The sequence below is a fragment of the Klebsiella sp. GFKo11 genome, assembly GCF_056490265.1.
The window spans coordinates 1854446-1868412 of record NZ_CM151369.1 but is presented as its reverse complement, the minus strand read 5'-3'; the positions used below and the strand labels follow the sequence as shown (position 1 = coordinate 1868412).

Below are 13967 nucleotides of genomic sequence, written 5' to 3'. Positions count from 1 at the left end.
CACATGCAACTTGAAGTATGACGGGAAGCTGGTGGTGCAGTTTTGTATCCCGCCCGATACTGGCGGTAACGAAAGAGGATATATCGTGTCCCGTACAATCATGTTGATCCCTACCGGAACCAGCGTAGGCCTGACCAGCGTCAGCCTCGGCGTTATCCGTGCTATGGAACGTAAAGGCGTTCGTCTGAGCGTCTTTAAACCTATCGCCCAGCCGCGTGCTGGTGGCGATGCACCAGACCAGACCACTACCATCATTCGCGCGAACTCCGACCTTCCGGCCGCAGAACCGTTAAAAATGAGCCACGTTGAGTCGCTGCTTTCCAGCAACCAGAAAGACGTGCTGATGGAAGAGATCATCGCCAACTACCATGCTAATGCTCAGGATGCTGAAGTCGTGCTGGTTGAAGGCCTGGTGCCGACCCGCAAGCATCAGTTTGCCCAGTCGCTGAACTACGAAATTGCTAAAACGCTGAACGCGGAAATCGTCTTCGTGATGTCTCAGGGCACCGATACTCCGGAACAGCTGAAAGAACGCATGGAACTGACTCGCAGCAGCTTCGGCGGCGCGAAAAACACCAGCATTACCGGCGTTATCGTCAACAAGCTGAACGCTCCGGTTGATGAGCAGGGTCGCACCCGCCCGGACCTGTCCGAAATTTTCGATGACTCTTCCAAAGCGAAAGTCGTGAAAATTGACCCGGCTCTGCTGCAAAACGGTAGCCCGCTACCGGTTCTTGGCGCAGTGCCATGGAGCTTCGATCTGATTGCCACTCGTGCGATTGATATGGCGCATCACCTGAACGCCACCATCATTAACGAAGGCGACATCAATACTCGCCGCGTGAAGTCTGTAACCTTCTGTGCACGTAGCATCCCGCATATGTTGGAACACTTCCGTGCCGGTTCTCTGCTGGTGACCTCTGCAGACCGTCCTGACGTGCTGGTTGCAGCCTGTCTGGCAGCGATGAACGGCGTAGAAATCGGCGCTATCCTGCTGACCGGGGCCTATGAAATGGACCCTCGTGTAAGCAAGCTGTGCGAACGTGCATTTGCGACCGGCCTGCCGGTATTCATGGTTAACACCAACACCTGGCAGACCTCTCTCAGCCTGCAGAGCTTTAACCTCGAAGTCCCGGCTGACGATCACGCGCGCATCGAGAAAGTTCAGGAATACGTTGCTAACTACATCAACGCTGACTGGATTGAATCCCTGACCGCAACTTCCGAGCGCAGCCGTCGCCTCTCTCCGCCAGCCTTCCGCTATCAGCTCACCGAGCTGGCGCGTAAAGCCGGCAAACGCGTTGTTCTGCCGGAAGGTGACGAACCGCGTACCGTTAAAGCTGCCGCGATCTGTGCTGAACGCGGTATCGCCACCTGCGTGCTGCTGGGTAACCCGGATGAGATCATCCGCGTTGCGGCATCGCAGGGCGTTGAGCTGGGCGCAGGTGTTGAAATCGTTGATCCAGAAGTGGTTCGCGAAAGCTACGTTGCTCGTCTGGTCGAACTGCGTAAAAACAAAGGTATGACCGAAACCGTCGCCCGCGAACAGCTGGAAGATAACGTGGTTCTCGGTACCCTGATGCTGGAACAAGACGATGTTGACGGTCTGGTTTCCGGTGCGGTTCATACCACTGCGAACACCATCCGTCCGCCGCTGCAGTTGATCAAAACTGCACCGGGCAGCTCGCTGGTTTCTTCCGTGTTCTTCATGCTGCTGCCGGAACAGGTTTACGTTTACGGCGACTGCGCGATTAACCCGGACCCAACGGCAGAACAGCTGGCTGAAATCGCCATTCAGTCTGCAGACTCTGCAACTGCTTTCGGTATCGAACCGCGCGTTGCGATGCTCTCCTACTCCACCGGCACCTCTGGCGCAGGCAGCGATGTAGAGAAAGTACGCGAAGCGACTCGTCTGGCGCAGGAAAAACGTCCTGACCTGATGATCGACGGCCCGCTGCAGTACGACGCCGCGGTAATGGCTGACGTTGCGAAATCCAAAGCGCCGAATTCTCCGGTTGCCGGTCGCGCTACCGTGTTCATCTTCCCGGACCTGAACACCGGTAACACCACTTATAAAGCCGTACAGCGTTCTGCCGACCTGATCTCCATCGGGCCAATGCTGCAAGGTATGCGTAAGCCGGTGAACGACCTGTCCCGTGGCGCGCTGGTAGACGATATCGTCTACACCATCGCTCTGACCGCGATTCAGTCGTCTCAGCAGCAAGCATAATCTGCCCCCGGCATGAAAAAAGGCGACCGTTTGGTCGCCTTTTTATTTACAGCAGCTCGCGCGCCGCCGAGACAATATCATGCGCCGTCAGGCCATACTCCTTCTGCAAAAAGTCCTGCGTTCCCACCTGACCATAGCGTTCTTTCACTCCCACGCGACGCATCGGTACCGGACAGGTTTCCACCAACACTTCCGCCACCGCCGATCCCAGGCCATTATGAATACTATGGTTTTCACAGGTGACGATACGCCCGGTTTTTTCAGCATAGTTTTTCACCAGCATGCGATCGATAGGCTTCAAGGTAAACATATCAATCACTGCCGCGCTGACCCCTTCCTGTTCGAGCTGACGCGCCGCTTCCAGCGCTTCTACCACCATAATGCCGTTGGCGATCAGTGTGATATCTTCACCTTCGCGCAGCACGTTACCCTTGCCGATGGTAAACGTTGAGCCCGCCGCATACACGCTCGGCGCCTGTTTACGGATCGTGCGCACCCAGTAGAAACCGTCAAGATTGATAAGCTGGCGCAGAATATCGTCGAACATCACCGCATCAGTCACTTCCAGCACCACCGAGTGCGCCAGGCCGCGCACAATGCCCATATCCTCAAACGACATATGGGTTCCGCCATTATGGCAGGCGGTAATACCCGCATCCGAGGCGATCACTTTGACGTTATTACGCTGATAATCCAGCGACATAAATATCTGGTCAAAGCAGCGACGGCTGGCGAAGGCGGTAAAGGTATGAACAAATGGCTTGCGTCCGGTCAACGCCAGCCCGGCGGCAGTGCCAATCACGTTGGCTTCCATAATGCCGCAGTTGATCACATGCTGCGGATACTCCCGCGCCACGCCATCCATCGCCATTGAGCTCATCAAGTCCGCTTCCAGGGCAATAATCGGGCCGCCCGCTTCAATCTCTTGCGTGATGAATCTGGCGTACACCTTGCGCATCTCTACGCTATCTTTTTGTCCTGCGGGTGCAACCTTAATCATGTGCGGCCTCCAGTTGGCGAATCGTCTCGTTCAGCGCCTCTTTCATCTCATCCGTCAGACGCAGGTGATGGTTATTACTGAGCTGCTCAAGATACGGCACGCCCTGCCCTTTAATGCTATCAAGGATCACCACGCTCGGACGTGCATCTGTAGACGGTATCGGCTGAACCGCCGCCAGCAGTCCGGAAATGTCATCACCTTTCACCGTGACAACATCAAAACCAAAGGCGCGGAATTTATCTTCCAGATTGAAAGCGCAAATAATGTCATCCAGCGAGCCGTCAAGCTGGAGCTTATTCCAGTCAACAAACACCGTCAGGTTGTTCAGCCGATGGTGGGCGATAAACTGGAACGCTTCCCAGCACTGGCCTTCATTCAGCTCGCCGTCGCCGACGATGCAGAATACGCGATTCGCGCGCCCCGCCAGCTTATGCGACAACGCCATACCGCCAGCGATAGAAATCCCCTGCCCCAGCGATCCGGTTGTGGCATCGACGCCGCGCGTTTTCAGCCTGTCCGGATGGCTGGGCAGGCGCGTACCGTTATGGTTGAGCGTGCTTAGCTCTTCCAATGGGAAATAGCCCTTGATGGCTAACGTGCTGTATAACGCCGGGCCCGCATGACCTTTCGACAGTACAAAGTAATCGCGCTCCGACCAGTCCGGATCGGCGGGGTCGATTTTCATTACCGCGCCATATAACACCGCCAGCGTTTCCACCACCGACATACTGCCGCCATAGTGACCAAAACCCAGATTCGTCAGCGATTTTAAGGTGGCGACGCGAATGTCACGCGCCAGTTGGGTCACTTCTTTCACATTCATGATTTGGCTCCGCTGTTCTCCTGCGCGCTACCGCCCGCAGATTTCTTTTTCGCAAAAATGTTGTAGGCCACCAGCAGTGCGAACAACGCCACGACAAGACCCGTAATCACCATCGGTGACAGGTAGCGCGCCAGGTTACCGAGCACAATCCCTACCGCGCCGAAGTCCGCATCAGAGAAGGTGGTGTTGGCAAAACCAATCGCCCCCAGCACCGGAAGCAGCAGCACTGGCAGGAAGGTGATCAGCAGACCGTTGGCAAAAGCACCGATCATTGCTCCACGACGGCCACCGGTAGCATTGCCGAACACCCCGGCAGTCGCACCGGTAAAGAAGTGCGGCACCACGCCCGGCAAAATCAGTACCCACTTAAACTGCCCGCAGAGGAATAACCCGACCAGACCACCGAGGAAGCTAAACAGGAAACCAATCAGCACGGCATTGGGCGCGTAGGGGTAAACAACAGGACAGTCCAGCGCAGGGCGCGCATTTGGCACCAGCTTTTCCGAGAAGCCGGTAAAAGCCGGTACAATTTCCGCCAGAATCAGACGAACCCCTTGCAGGATGATGAACACCCCGGCGGCGAAGGTAATCGCCATAATGATGGCGTACACCAGATAGTTCTGGCCGCCGCTGTAGGTGCTTTCAACATACTCACGCCCCGCACTCACCGCCATAATCAAATAGATAATCATCATGGTCAGCGAAATGGAGATGGAGCTGTCGCGCAGGAAGCTCAGGTTCTTCGGCAGATTCATCTCTTCGGTCGAGCGAGAGCCTTTGCCGCAGACGCTGCCAATCCAGCCTGAGAGCACATAGCCCAGCGTACCGAAATGGCCGAAAGCGATATCATCGGTACCGGTAATCCGCTTCATATAGCGCTGCGCCAGCGCCGGGAAGAACGCCATCACCAGTCCGAGAATCAGCGAGCCGGTAAACACGAGTCCGACGCCTTCGAAGCCCGCCACGGTGAGGATCACGCCGATCATACAGGCCATATAGAAGGTGTGATGCCCGGTCAGGAAGATGTATTTCAGACGCGTAAAGCGCGCGACCAGAATATTTGCCACCATCCCAAATGCCATAATCAGCGCGGTTGAAGCACCATATTTTTCCAGAGCAATAGAAACAATCGCCTCGTTATTAGGAATAATCCCCTGAATATTAAAGGCATGCTCAAACATTCCCCCTAACGGATTAAGAGAGCCGACTAATACCGTCGCGCCACCACCCAGAACGATAAAACCCAGAATAGTTTTTATCGTTCCTTTCACGACATCGGAAAAAGATTTTTTTTGCGCAACCAGACCAATTAGCGCAATTAACCCGACCAGAACGGAGGGTACCTTGAGAATATCAACAACAAAATTCAGCGTTTCAAGGATAAACATATCCGCCTCGCTATAAAGAGTTATTGTTTGGCGAACCACGCGCGCAGCTGCGCTTCGAGTTCATTAATGTCGATGATGTTGGTGATCACCACCAGCTGGCTTTCCGGCACGCTGGCGCTGGCGGCAATATCTTTTGCCATCACAAATAAATCTGCCGCGCCCGGCGTTGCCGATGAGAGATCGGAGTGCTCCACTTCAGCTTCTATTTCAAGTTTTTTAAGCACTTTTTTAATATTCATCTCAACCATAAAACTACTGCCCAGGCCTGAACCACAAATTGCCATGATTTTCATTATTATCACCTTTTTTGGGTAGAGTTCGTCCGCATCACGCTAGCGCGTAATGGGTTATAAATCGGATTATCGAATTAACTCAGAATCGTGCAATTATTGTTTTTATCTCCTCCAGGGTTTTCGCCTGATGTAATTTTTCCATATCTTCATCACTGGAAAATAATTCCGCTAGCGCGGAGATCGTTTCGATGTGGCTGTGCTTATCCGGTGCCGCAAGCATAATAATTATATCAACCGGGTCGAACTCTTCAGAACCAAATGACACGCCCTGTTCCAGCTTCAGTAGCGATAAACCTAAGCCTTTCGCCCCCTCTTCCGGCCGCGCATGCGGCATTGCCAACCCCGGAGCCAGCACATAATACGGCCCCAGTTTATGGTGTTGCTCAACGATCGCCGTCACATACTCAGGCGCGATGACGCCGGATTCAAGCAACGGCCTGGCGCAGATATCCAGCGCCTGCGGCCAGGTTTCTACTTCCTGCTGGAGCGTAATGGTTGCATCAGAGATCCATGTTTTAAGCATCTTGTCCCTCGTTATCAGCAAAAGATGAGCAAACTTTATTCAAGCTACCAACAGTTAACTGCGAGAACGATCACAAAGATAGCGCTACCAACAGATAACATTCAGATTTGTGATAGCGCTATCAATTCATCATCATCATGTGAAAACGCAAAAAAAGTAGGCATTTAAGGCGTATACTGCCAAACACGTGAAGTGATGGATGATGATAAAAAGCGTCTGTTCAACAGGAATGTGTATGTCTCTAACCCGAAAACGGCGTAGTACCGGCAAAGTGACGATCGCCGATGTTGCTCAGCTTGCTGGTGTGGGCACGATGACCGTTTCCCGTGCTCTGCGCACGCCGGAGCAGGTTTCCGATAAACTGCGTGAAAAAATTGAAGCGGCAGTGCAGGAACTGGGATATATGCCCAACCTTGCCGCCAGCGCGCTGGCTTCAGCCTCTTCAAGAACAATAGCGATGGTGGTGCCAAATCTTGCTGAGTCGGGATGTTCAGCAATGTTTGCCGGACTTCAGCAAGTCTTACAGCCTGCGGGCTATCAAATCATGCTGGCGGAGTCACAGCACCGGTTGGAGCAGGAAGAGAAACTGCTTGAAACCCTGTTGGCCTCCAATATCGCCGCCGCCATCCTGCTTAGCGTTGAGCATAGCGATACTGTACGCCATTGGCTGAAGAACGCCTCAATTCCGGTGATGGAAATGGGTGCGATGCGCGCCGACCCCCTCGACATGAATATCGGTATTGATAACGTCGCAGCGATGTTCGAACTCACGGAGATGCTCATCCACCGCGGCTACCAGAATATTGGTCTACTGTGTGCCAATCAGGAGCAGTGGATTTTTCAGCAGCATTTGCAAGGCTGGTATAAAGCGATGCTGCGCCACCATATGTCGCCCAATCGGGTGATTAACGCCGCCCTGCCACCCAATTTTTCCACCGGCGCTTCACAACTGCCTGAGTTTTTACTGGCCTGGCCGGAGCTGGATGCGCTGGTTTGCGTTTCCGATGAACTGGCATGTGGCGCACTGTATGAATGCCAGCGTCGGCGTATTAAAGTTCCTGACGATTTAGCCGTCGTTGGCTTTGGAGATAGCGATGTCAGTCGGGTTTGCCAACCGCCGTTAACCACGATGGCGGTGCCGCACCACAAGATTGGCATTGAGGCCGGGCGTGCGCTACTGGAGCGCCTGAATGAGGGGAGCTGGAGCGACAGAAAACCCATCACCTCCAGCTTATGCCTGCGGGATAGCTGTTAGGCGGCTACTCCGCCTCTTCCTGTTTTTCAGCTTTCGATGACTCATTATTAGCATTACGGGTCATCCATAGAGCCAGCGCTTTCAATGAATCCGGCGTGAACTCGTCGCAGCGTGCGGTGATCTCCACCGGCGTCAGCCAGCACACTTCACTCACTTCCTCTTCTTGCAGGGCGAAAGGTCCGTGCGATACGCAGCTAAACAGGCCACCCCAGACGCGGCAGTGTTTATCTTCGTAGTAGAACTGTCCGTGGTCGGCAAAGGGAACACCGGCGATGCCGAGCTCTTCTTCCGCTTCGCGGCGCGCGGACTCCAACATTTGCTCATCCGCCTGCACCACGCCACCCGCGGTGGCATCCAGCATTCCCGGATGGAAATCCTTAGTTTCGGTACGGCGCTGCACGAGGATTTTGCCCATCCCATCGTGAACAACAATGTAGGTCGCCCGATGACGCAGACACTCCGCACGCATTTGTTCGCGGCTGGATTGTGCTATCACCTCATTGTTTTCATTAACAATATCGACCCATTCTGTGCTTGCCAAATCGTTCTGTTCCGCCATCAGGAAACCTTACTTTTTAAAGCGCTCTCGCGGCGCGTCTATACGGTTGTGGGGTAAATTACGGGTAAATTGCGACCTCTGCAATAACCTGATGATCATCGAGTGCTAAAACCTGCAATCGCCCCTCATCCAGAAGGCCGTAGCTGGGGGAAAATCCCCCTTTGGGAATGCTGACCGAGCCGGGGTTGAAGAGAAAAATCTCACCGCGTTTCTCAGCAACCGGAATATGAGTATGACCATAAGCCAGCACATCGCCAGCGGCGAGCGGAGGTAAATTATCGGGACTATACAGATGTCCGTGGGTCAGAAACAGGCGCAAGCGAGCGCTTAAAACCTGCTGCCAGGGAGCGGTAATGGGGAAATGAAGCAGCATCTGGTCGACTTCGCTGTCGCAATTGCCGCGCACGGCAATCACCCGCTCCGCCACGCTATTCAGCTTATCCGCAACCTGAGCAGGGGCATAACCTTCGGGTAGCGCGTTACGCGGCCCGTGATTGAGCACATCACCAAGGATCACCAGCCACTGTGCCCCACTTTGCGCGAACAGTTCAAGTACGCGATCAGTTGCGGGCAGAGAGCCGTGGATATCCGATGCAAACATCAGCTTCATACTATTCCATCTCCACGCATTACGATGCGCCTATGATAACGGAACCGCTGAGGCTTATCAGCCCGCGCGTTTAGCCGACAGTGCGACGTAGCGCTGAACCGACGCCCGCTGCCACTGGAAGGTGGCGTACTCCACCAGCGCCGCTGGTACCTCATCGCCATTGAGTACCAGTCGATTGAGCATCAACGCGAGATCGGTATCGGCAATAGACCACTCACCAAACAGATTCTGGCCGCCCTGCGCCAGTAGCGCCCCGGCGGTTTCAAACAGTTTCGCGGCGCTTTGCTGCCCGGCTTCGCTGAGCGGCGGTTTCTTTGCTCCGGCAAACACTACGATCGTCGAACGCTCTTCGCGAATCGGCATCAAATCGCTGCGCAGCCAGGCCTGCACCTGACGCGCCCGCGCGCGCTTTTGCAGATCATGGGGATAGAGACGCTCCCACTCCGGCGGCGCAAAGCGTTCGTCCAGATATTCGGTAATCGCCGATGATTCGCTCAGGGAGAAATCATCGACCTCCAGAAGCGGCACGCGGCGGGTAGCAGAATAGCCTTTCCAGCTGCTTTGCAGATGCTCGCCGCTGTCGAGATTGACGGTTTTAAGGGTAAAAGGCAGGCTCTTTTCCTGCAGAGCAACATACACGGACATCACATACGGCGAGAAAAAATCAGAATCGGACCACAGGGTAATAGCAGGCTGGCTCATGGCATCCTCAATGGCTAATGTAATGGGGAGATAAGCCAACATATCTTGTCTTTCAAGGGATGTCACTGAGCGCTGTATTTGACCCTATATTTCCAGACACCTGTTATCACTTAACCCATTACTGGTACGCCGCCGCAGATATTCCCGTGGCGAGCGATAACCCAGCGCACTATGCGGATGCCATTCGTTATAATGCTCGAACGCTTCCGCAAGGTTCTTTACTGCCGTTAACCCGTCTGGTTTGGGCATGATACTGATGTAGTCACGCTTCATCGTTTTGACGAAGCTCTCTGCTATTCCGTTACTCTCCGGGCTCCGCACAGCCGTGTTTTTCGGTACAAGACCCACGACCCGGGCGAACTGCCGTGTTTCATACGCCCGGTAGCACGAACCGTTATCCGTCAGCCACTCCACCGGCGACGCCGGAAGGCCGCTGCCGAAGCGACGCTCCACCGCTCCCAGCATGACGTCCTGTACAGTTTCACTGTCGAAGCCGCCCGTGCTGGCCGCCCAGTGCAGTGCTTCACGATCGCAGCAGTCCAGCGCGAACGTGACACGCAGTTTTTCACCGTTATCACAGCGGAACTCGAACCCGTCAGAGCACCACCGCTGGTTGCTTTCCTTCACGGCCACTCTGCCGGTATGTGCCCGTTTCGATGGGGGTACGGCGGGTTTACGCTCAAGCAGCAGTGCATTCTGGCGCATGATCCGGTAAACACGTTTGGCGTTGATCACTGCCGCACCATCAAGTTCGGTCTGTCTGCGGAGCAGAGCCCACACCCGGCGATAACCATACGTGGGCAGCTCTCCGATAACATGGTGTATACGGGCAAGCGCATCCGTATCATCAGTGCCACGGCTGCGGCGCCCATCCTTCCAGTCATCGGTTCGTCTGAGAATGACGTGCAACTGCGCACGCGACACCCGGAGGCAACGGCTGACGAAGCTTACTCCCCATCCCCGGGCAATAAGGGCGCGTGCGCTATCCACTTTTTTGCACGTCCATATTCGACGGCTTCTTTAAGGAGTTCGTTCTCCATCGTTTTCTTGCCGAGCAGGCGCTGGAGTTCTTTAATCTGCTTCATGGCGGCAGCAAGTTCAGAGGCCGGAACAACCTGTTCGCCAGAGGCAACGGCGGTCAGGCTGCCTTCCTGATACTGCTTGCGCCAGAGGAACAACTGGCTTGCCGCAACACCATGCTGGCGGGCAACCATTGATACACTCATTCCGGGTTCAAAGCTTTGCTGAACAATGGCGATTTTTTCTTGTGGTGTACGTCTTCTGCGGCGCTCAGGCCCTAAAACATCGATCATCCGAACTCCAACAACCAGTCTGAAAACCAGTATTAAGACTATCTCTTAATAAGTGACACGATGTGTCTGGAGATTCAAGGGGCCAGTCTAAGCGCCGCCATGAGGATTTTGCATACTTATACCGAATCGCGTCAGTTCACCTATACTCGAAAAAAGTGCGCGACCTGTGACGGCGGGAGACTTCATGATCGATCTTTACTATGCACCCACCCCCAATGGCCACAAAATTACGATCTTCCTCGAAGAAGCAGGGCTGGCCTGGCGCATGATGCGGGTCGATATTGGCAAAGGTGAACAGTTTCATCCACAATTTCTCGCCATCTCCCCGAATAACAAGATCCCGGCGATCGTCGACCACAATCCCGTAGACGGCGGCTCGCCGTTGAGCCTGTTTGAATCCGGCGAGATCCTGCTTTATCTGGCGGAAAAAACAGGCAAATTGCTTAGTGGGGAACTGCGCGAACGCCACGTTACGCTACAGTGGCTGTTCTGGCAGGTCGGCGGTTTAGGCCCGATGCTCGGGCAAAATCATCATTTTAACCATTTCGCCCCACAGGCTGTTCCCTACGCTATTGAGCGCTATCAGGTAGAAACGCAACGTTTGTATGGCGTATTGAACCGACGTCTTGAGCAGAGTCCCTGGCTGGGTGGAAACCACTACAGCATCGCCGACATCGCCTGCTGGCCATGGGTTAATGCCCATCAGCGTCAGCGCGTGGATCTTGCCAATTTCCCCGCGGTATGTAACTGGTTTGAGCGTATTCATCAGCGCCCTGCCACCGTTGAGGCATTACGAAAAATACAAGCGAATTAACCCCCTGCTCGCCCGGGATGCTTTGATGTATGATTGCGGAAATTACTATACGGAGGAAACCTGCAATGTCTCAACCAGACGCCATTATTCGAATTAAGAACCTGCGCCTGCGTACTTTTATTGGTATCAAAGAGGAAGAGATCGCCAACCGCCAGGATGTGGTGGTTAACGTCGCTATCCACTACCCGGCGGATCAATCACGTAACAGTGAAGATATTAACGATGCGCTGAACTACCGCACTATCACCAAGCGCATCATTAGCCATATCGAGAATAACCGTTTCTCTCTGCTGGAAAAATTAACTCAGGATGTGCTCGACATCGCACGCGAACATCACTGGGTCACATATGCTGAAGTAGAGATCGATAAACTGCATGCGCTGCGCTACGCCGATTCGGTATCCATGACTATGAGCTGGCGGCGGTAAACGCAGATAAGGGGGCTGTATGAAGATTCTGCTTACTGGTGGCACCGGTCTGATTGGCCGACATCTGATACCCCGGCTGCTGGAGCTTGGGCATAGCGTAACGGTTTCAACACGCAGCCCGGAAAAGGCCAAATCCCGACTCGATTCTCGCGTCACCCTGTGGCGCGATTTCGAGGGTCAGACAAACCTTAACGGCTTTGATGCTGTGATTAATCTGGCGGGCGAACCCATCGCCGATAAACGCTGGACGGCAGAGCAGAAACAGCGCCTCTGCCACAGCCGCTGGGATATCACCCAAAAGCTGGTCACGCTGATCAACGCCAGCGACGCTCCACCGTCAGCGCTGATTAGCGGTTCCGCAGCCGGTTACTACGGTGACCTTGGCGAAGTCGTCGTCACCGAAGAAGAGCCGCCGCATAACGAATTCACCCACAAACTTTGCGCCCGCTGGGAGCAGATCGCTTGCGAGGCGCAAAGCGAACATACCCGCGTCTGCCTGCTGCGCACCGGCGTGGTGCTGGCACCACGAGGCGGTATTCTGGCCAAAATGACCCCCGCATTTAAGCTCGGCCTCGGCGGCCCTATTGGCAGCGGTAGACAGTACCTGGCGTGGATTCATATCGACGATATGGTCAACGGTATTCTGTGGCTACTGGATAACGACCTCCGCGGCCCGTTTAATATGGTTTCCCCTTACCCGGTGCGTAACGAACAGTTTGCCCACGCGCTGGGTCACGCCCTGAACCGCCCGGCGATTTTCCGCGTTCCGGCGGCGGCTATTCGCCTGCTGATGGGCGAATCATCGGTGCTGGTACTCGGCGGCCAGCGCGCGCTGCCGAAGCGCCTGGAAGCCGCCGGATTTGGTTTTCGTTGGTATAACCTGGAAGAAGCCCTGGAGGATGTACTGGGATAGCTCAGGGCTATTATGCCGCCGGGAGACCTTGCCGGTCTCCCTGACTTAAATAAATCCCCAGCGCGCCATGGAACCCTCCTCGCAACAATCAAAACCCGCTCGCTCAATACCCGCTTAATTGTGAATCTGCTTCCAGTGATTATCTTTCCACTCTGTCATAACCCCCTGGGGTGCAATTTTGCATCATTACACGTTGACATCCGTCAACATCGTATTCAAAATAACCAGGACATAGTGATGAAGGAACATCCAGATAAACATATCAGAGCAGCCATCGACTATGCGCTCACAAGGGGTTGGATTTTTATCGCTGGCGGTAAAAGTGCCCACTGTTTTGGACGGCTAATGTGCGGGACGGCCCGGCATCGGGAACATATGATGAGTATCTGGTCAACGCCGGCAGTCCCCATTAACCACGCCCGGCAGATTATTAGAATGGTCGACCGCTGTCAGGTGCCTTTATCAGCTCAGATTAACTACAAGAAGGACTAAATTATGGCGCTGTATAATTTCACCCTCACGCTTTCCGGCGTTACCGCGCATACCGTGGGTCTGGAAGATGCGCTGCATGCGGCGGGCTGCGCTGATGCCCTGGTCTGCTTTTACGGTACCGCAGTCTATCTGGATTTCGATCGCGAAAGCGACTCTCTTGAACAGGCTATCCTGTCAGCCATTGCAGATATCGAATCCGCGCCCTCCCTTAACGCCCGGGTTGAATCTGTTGATTCCGCCCTGGTAGGTTTAAGCGATATTGCCGAACTCACCGGCCTGACGCGGCAGGCCATCGCCCTGCTGAAAGATGGCGCGAGAGGTTCAGGTCAGTTTCCTGGACCGGTGCAGCGCGTTAAGGGCAATTCCCCTTTGTGGCGCTGGAAAACCATTGTTGGTTGGCTGGTAACGGAAAACAGAATCCCCGAAGACTCTCCGCTGGTTGCCCACGCCGAGGTTCTGGATAACCTGAATCTGGCGCTGCAATTGCGAGCTACGCGGGAGAGCGAAACCGTCCTTCACTACCTTCGAGGGCTTGAAAAACACCGGGTTGATTCGTTAAGCATCGGATAACACCGCCATATAATTCAGTACGTTGTGGTGTTAAGGTGAATAGACTCTCCACCG

Annotated in this window: 16 protein-coding genes; 7 read left to right on the top strand and 9 right to left on the bottom strand. The window is 54.4% G+C overall.

Going from position 1 to position 13967, the window contains the following annotated elements:
- Positions 1 to 85: 85 nt before the first annotated feature.
- Positions 86 to 2230, top strand: a complete 2145-nt coding sequence (gene pta / locus AC07P6_RS09130; protein ID WP_182240119.1) for a phosphate acetyltransferase — start codon at positions 86 to 88, stop codon at positions 2228 to 2230.
- A 46-nt stretch (positions 2231 to 2276) separates the two neighbouring features.
- Here the strand turns inward: pta and AC07P6_RS09125 are convergent, their stop codons facing one another.
- The 5 genes from AC07P6_RS09125 to AC07P6_RS09105 all read right to left on the bottom strand — a co-directional run bounded on the left by AC07P6_RS09125 (position 2277) and on the right by AC07P6_RS09105 (position 6257).
- Positions 2277 to 3230 (bottom strand): transketolase family protein, encoded by a 954-nt coding sequence (locus AC07P6_RS09125; protein ID WP_478316071.1) that lies wholly within the window; start codon positions 3228 to 3230, stop codon positions 2277 to 2279.
- Positions 3223 to 4053, bottom strand: a complete 831-nt coding sequence (locus tag AC07P6_RS09120; RefSeq protein WP_478316070.1) for a transketolase — start codon at positions 4051 to 4053, stop codon at positions 3223 to 3225. Before AC07P6_RS09120 ends, AC07P6_RS09125 begins: the two co-directional genes overlap by 8 nt.
- Positions 4050 to 5441: a PTS ascorbate transporter subunit IIC gene (locus AC07P6_RS09115; RefSeq protein WP_478316069.1), complete on the bottom strand. Its 1392-nt coding sequence runs from the start codon at positions 5439 to 5441 to the stop codon at positions 4050 to 4052. Before AC07P6_RS09115 ends, AC07P6_RS09120 begins: the two co-directional genes overlap by 4 nt.
- 20 nt (positions 5442 to 5461) lie before the next feature.
- Positions 5462 to 5734 carry a PTS sugar transporter subunit IIB gene (locus tag AC07P6_RS09110; RefSeq protein ID WP_041146575.1) on the bottom strand — a complete coding sequence of 91 codons (273 nt, stop codon included), beginning with the start codon at positions 5732 to 5734 and terminating at the stop codon, positions 5462 to 5464.
- Positions 5735 to 5813: 79 nt separating this feature from the next.
- On the bottom strand, positions 5814 to 6257 hold the full coding sequence (locus tag AC07P6_RS09105; protein WP_478316068.1) for a PTS sugar transporter subunit IIA: 444 nt from the start codon (positions 6255 to 6257) through the stop codon (positions 5814 to 5816).
- Between the two features lie 235 nt (positions 6258 to 6492).
- Between AC07P6_RS09105 and AC07P6_RS09100 the strand changes: the two genes are divergently transcribed.
- Positions 6493 to 7512, top strand: coding sequence for a LacI family DNA-binding transcriptional regulator (locus AC07P6_RS09100; RefSeq protein ID WP_112212975.1), 1020 nt, complete (start codon positions 6493 to 6495; stop codon positions 7510 to 7512).
- 4 nt (positions 7513 to 7516) lie between these two features.
- Here the strand turns inward: AC07P6_RS09100 and yfcD are convergent, their stop codons facing one another.
- The 4 genes from yfcD to AC07P6_RS09080 form a co-directional block, all read right to left on the bottom strand.
- Complete coding sequence (gene yfcD, locus AC07P6_RS09095) at positions 7517 to 8071, bottom strand: NUDIX hydrolase YfcD (RefSeq protein WP_110272263.1); 555 nt, start codon at positions 8069 to 8071, stop codon at positions 7517 to 7519.
- Positions 8072 to 8129: 58 nt separating this feature from the next.
- The gene (yfcE, locus tag AC07P6_RS09090) at positions 8130 to 8681 is read right to left on the bottom strand and encodes a phosphodiesterase (protein WP_478316067.1); all 552 of its coding nucleotides are present in this window, start codon (positions 8679 to 8681) and stop codon (positions 8130 to 8132) included.
- A 57-nt stretch (positions 8682 to 8738) separates the two neighbouring features.
- On the bottom strand, positions 8739 to 9383 hold the full coding sequence (gene yfcF, locus AC07P6_RS09085) for a glutathione transferase (protein ID WP_304252479.1): 645 nt from the start codon (positions 9381 to 9383) through the stop codon (positions 8739 to 8741).
- 84 nt (positions 9384 to 9467) lie between these two features.
- A protein-coding gene (locus AC07P6_RS09080; RefSeq protein ID WP_110277582.1) for an IS3 family transposase occupies positions 9468 to 10696 on the bottom strand; the annotation gives its coding sequence in 2 pieces (ribosomal slippage) (positions 9468 to 10381 and positions 10381 to 10696; 1230 coding nt in all).
- A 184-nt stretch (positions 10697 to 10880) separates the two neighbouring features.
- Here AC07P6_RS09080 and yfcG point away from each other — a divergent pair.
- From yfcG to AC07P6_RS09055, 5 genes are all read left to right on the top strand, one after another.
- The gene (yfcG, locus tag AC07P6_RS09075; protein ID WP_182240129.1) at positions 10881 to 11510 is read left to right on the top strand and encodes a GSH-dependent disulfide bond oxidoreductase; all 630 of its coding nucleotides are present in this window, start codon (positions 10881 to 10883) and stop codon (positions 11508 to 11510) included.
- Positions 11511 to 11575: 65 nt separating this feature from the next.
- Positions 11576 to 11938 (top strand): dihydroneopterin triphosphate 2'-epimerase, encoded by a 363-nt coding sequence (gene folX / locus AC07P6_RS09070; RefSeq protein ID WP_181485463.1) that lies wholly within the window; start codon positions 11576 to 11578, stop codon positions 11936 to 11938.
- A gap of 19 nt (positions 11939 to 11957) precedes the next feature.
- Positions 11958 to 12851, top strand: a complete 894-nt coding sequence (locus AC07P6_RS09065; RefSeq protein WP_478316066.1) for a TIGR01777 family oxidoreductase — start codon at positions 11958 to 11960, stop codon at positions 12849 to 12851.
- A 237-nt stretch (positions 12852 to 13088) separates the two neighbouring features.
- Positions 13089 to 13343, top strand: coding sequence for a hypothetical protein (locus tag AC07P6_RS09060; protein WP_304252485.1), 255 nt, complete (start codon positions 13089 to 13091; stop codon positions 13341 to 13343).
- 3 nt (positions 13344 to 13346) lie between these two features.
- Positions 13347 to 13913: a DNA-binding protein gene (locus AC07P6_RS09055; protein ID WP_434662224.1), complete on the top strand. Its 567-nt coding sequence runs from the start codon at positions 13347 to 13349 to the stop codon at positions 13911 to 13913.
- Positions 13914 to 13967: the final 54 nt, after the last annotated feature.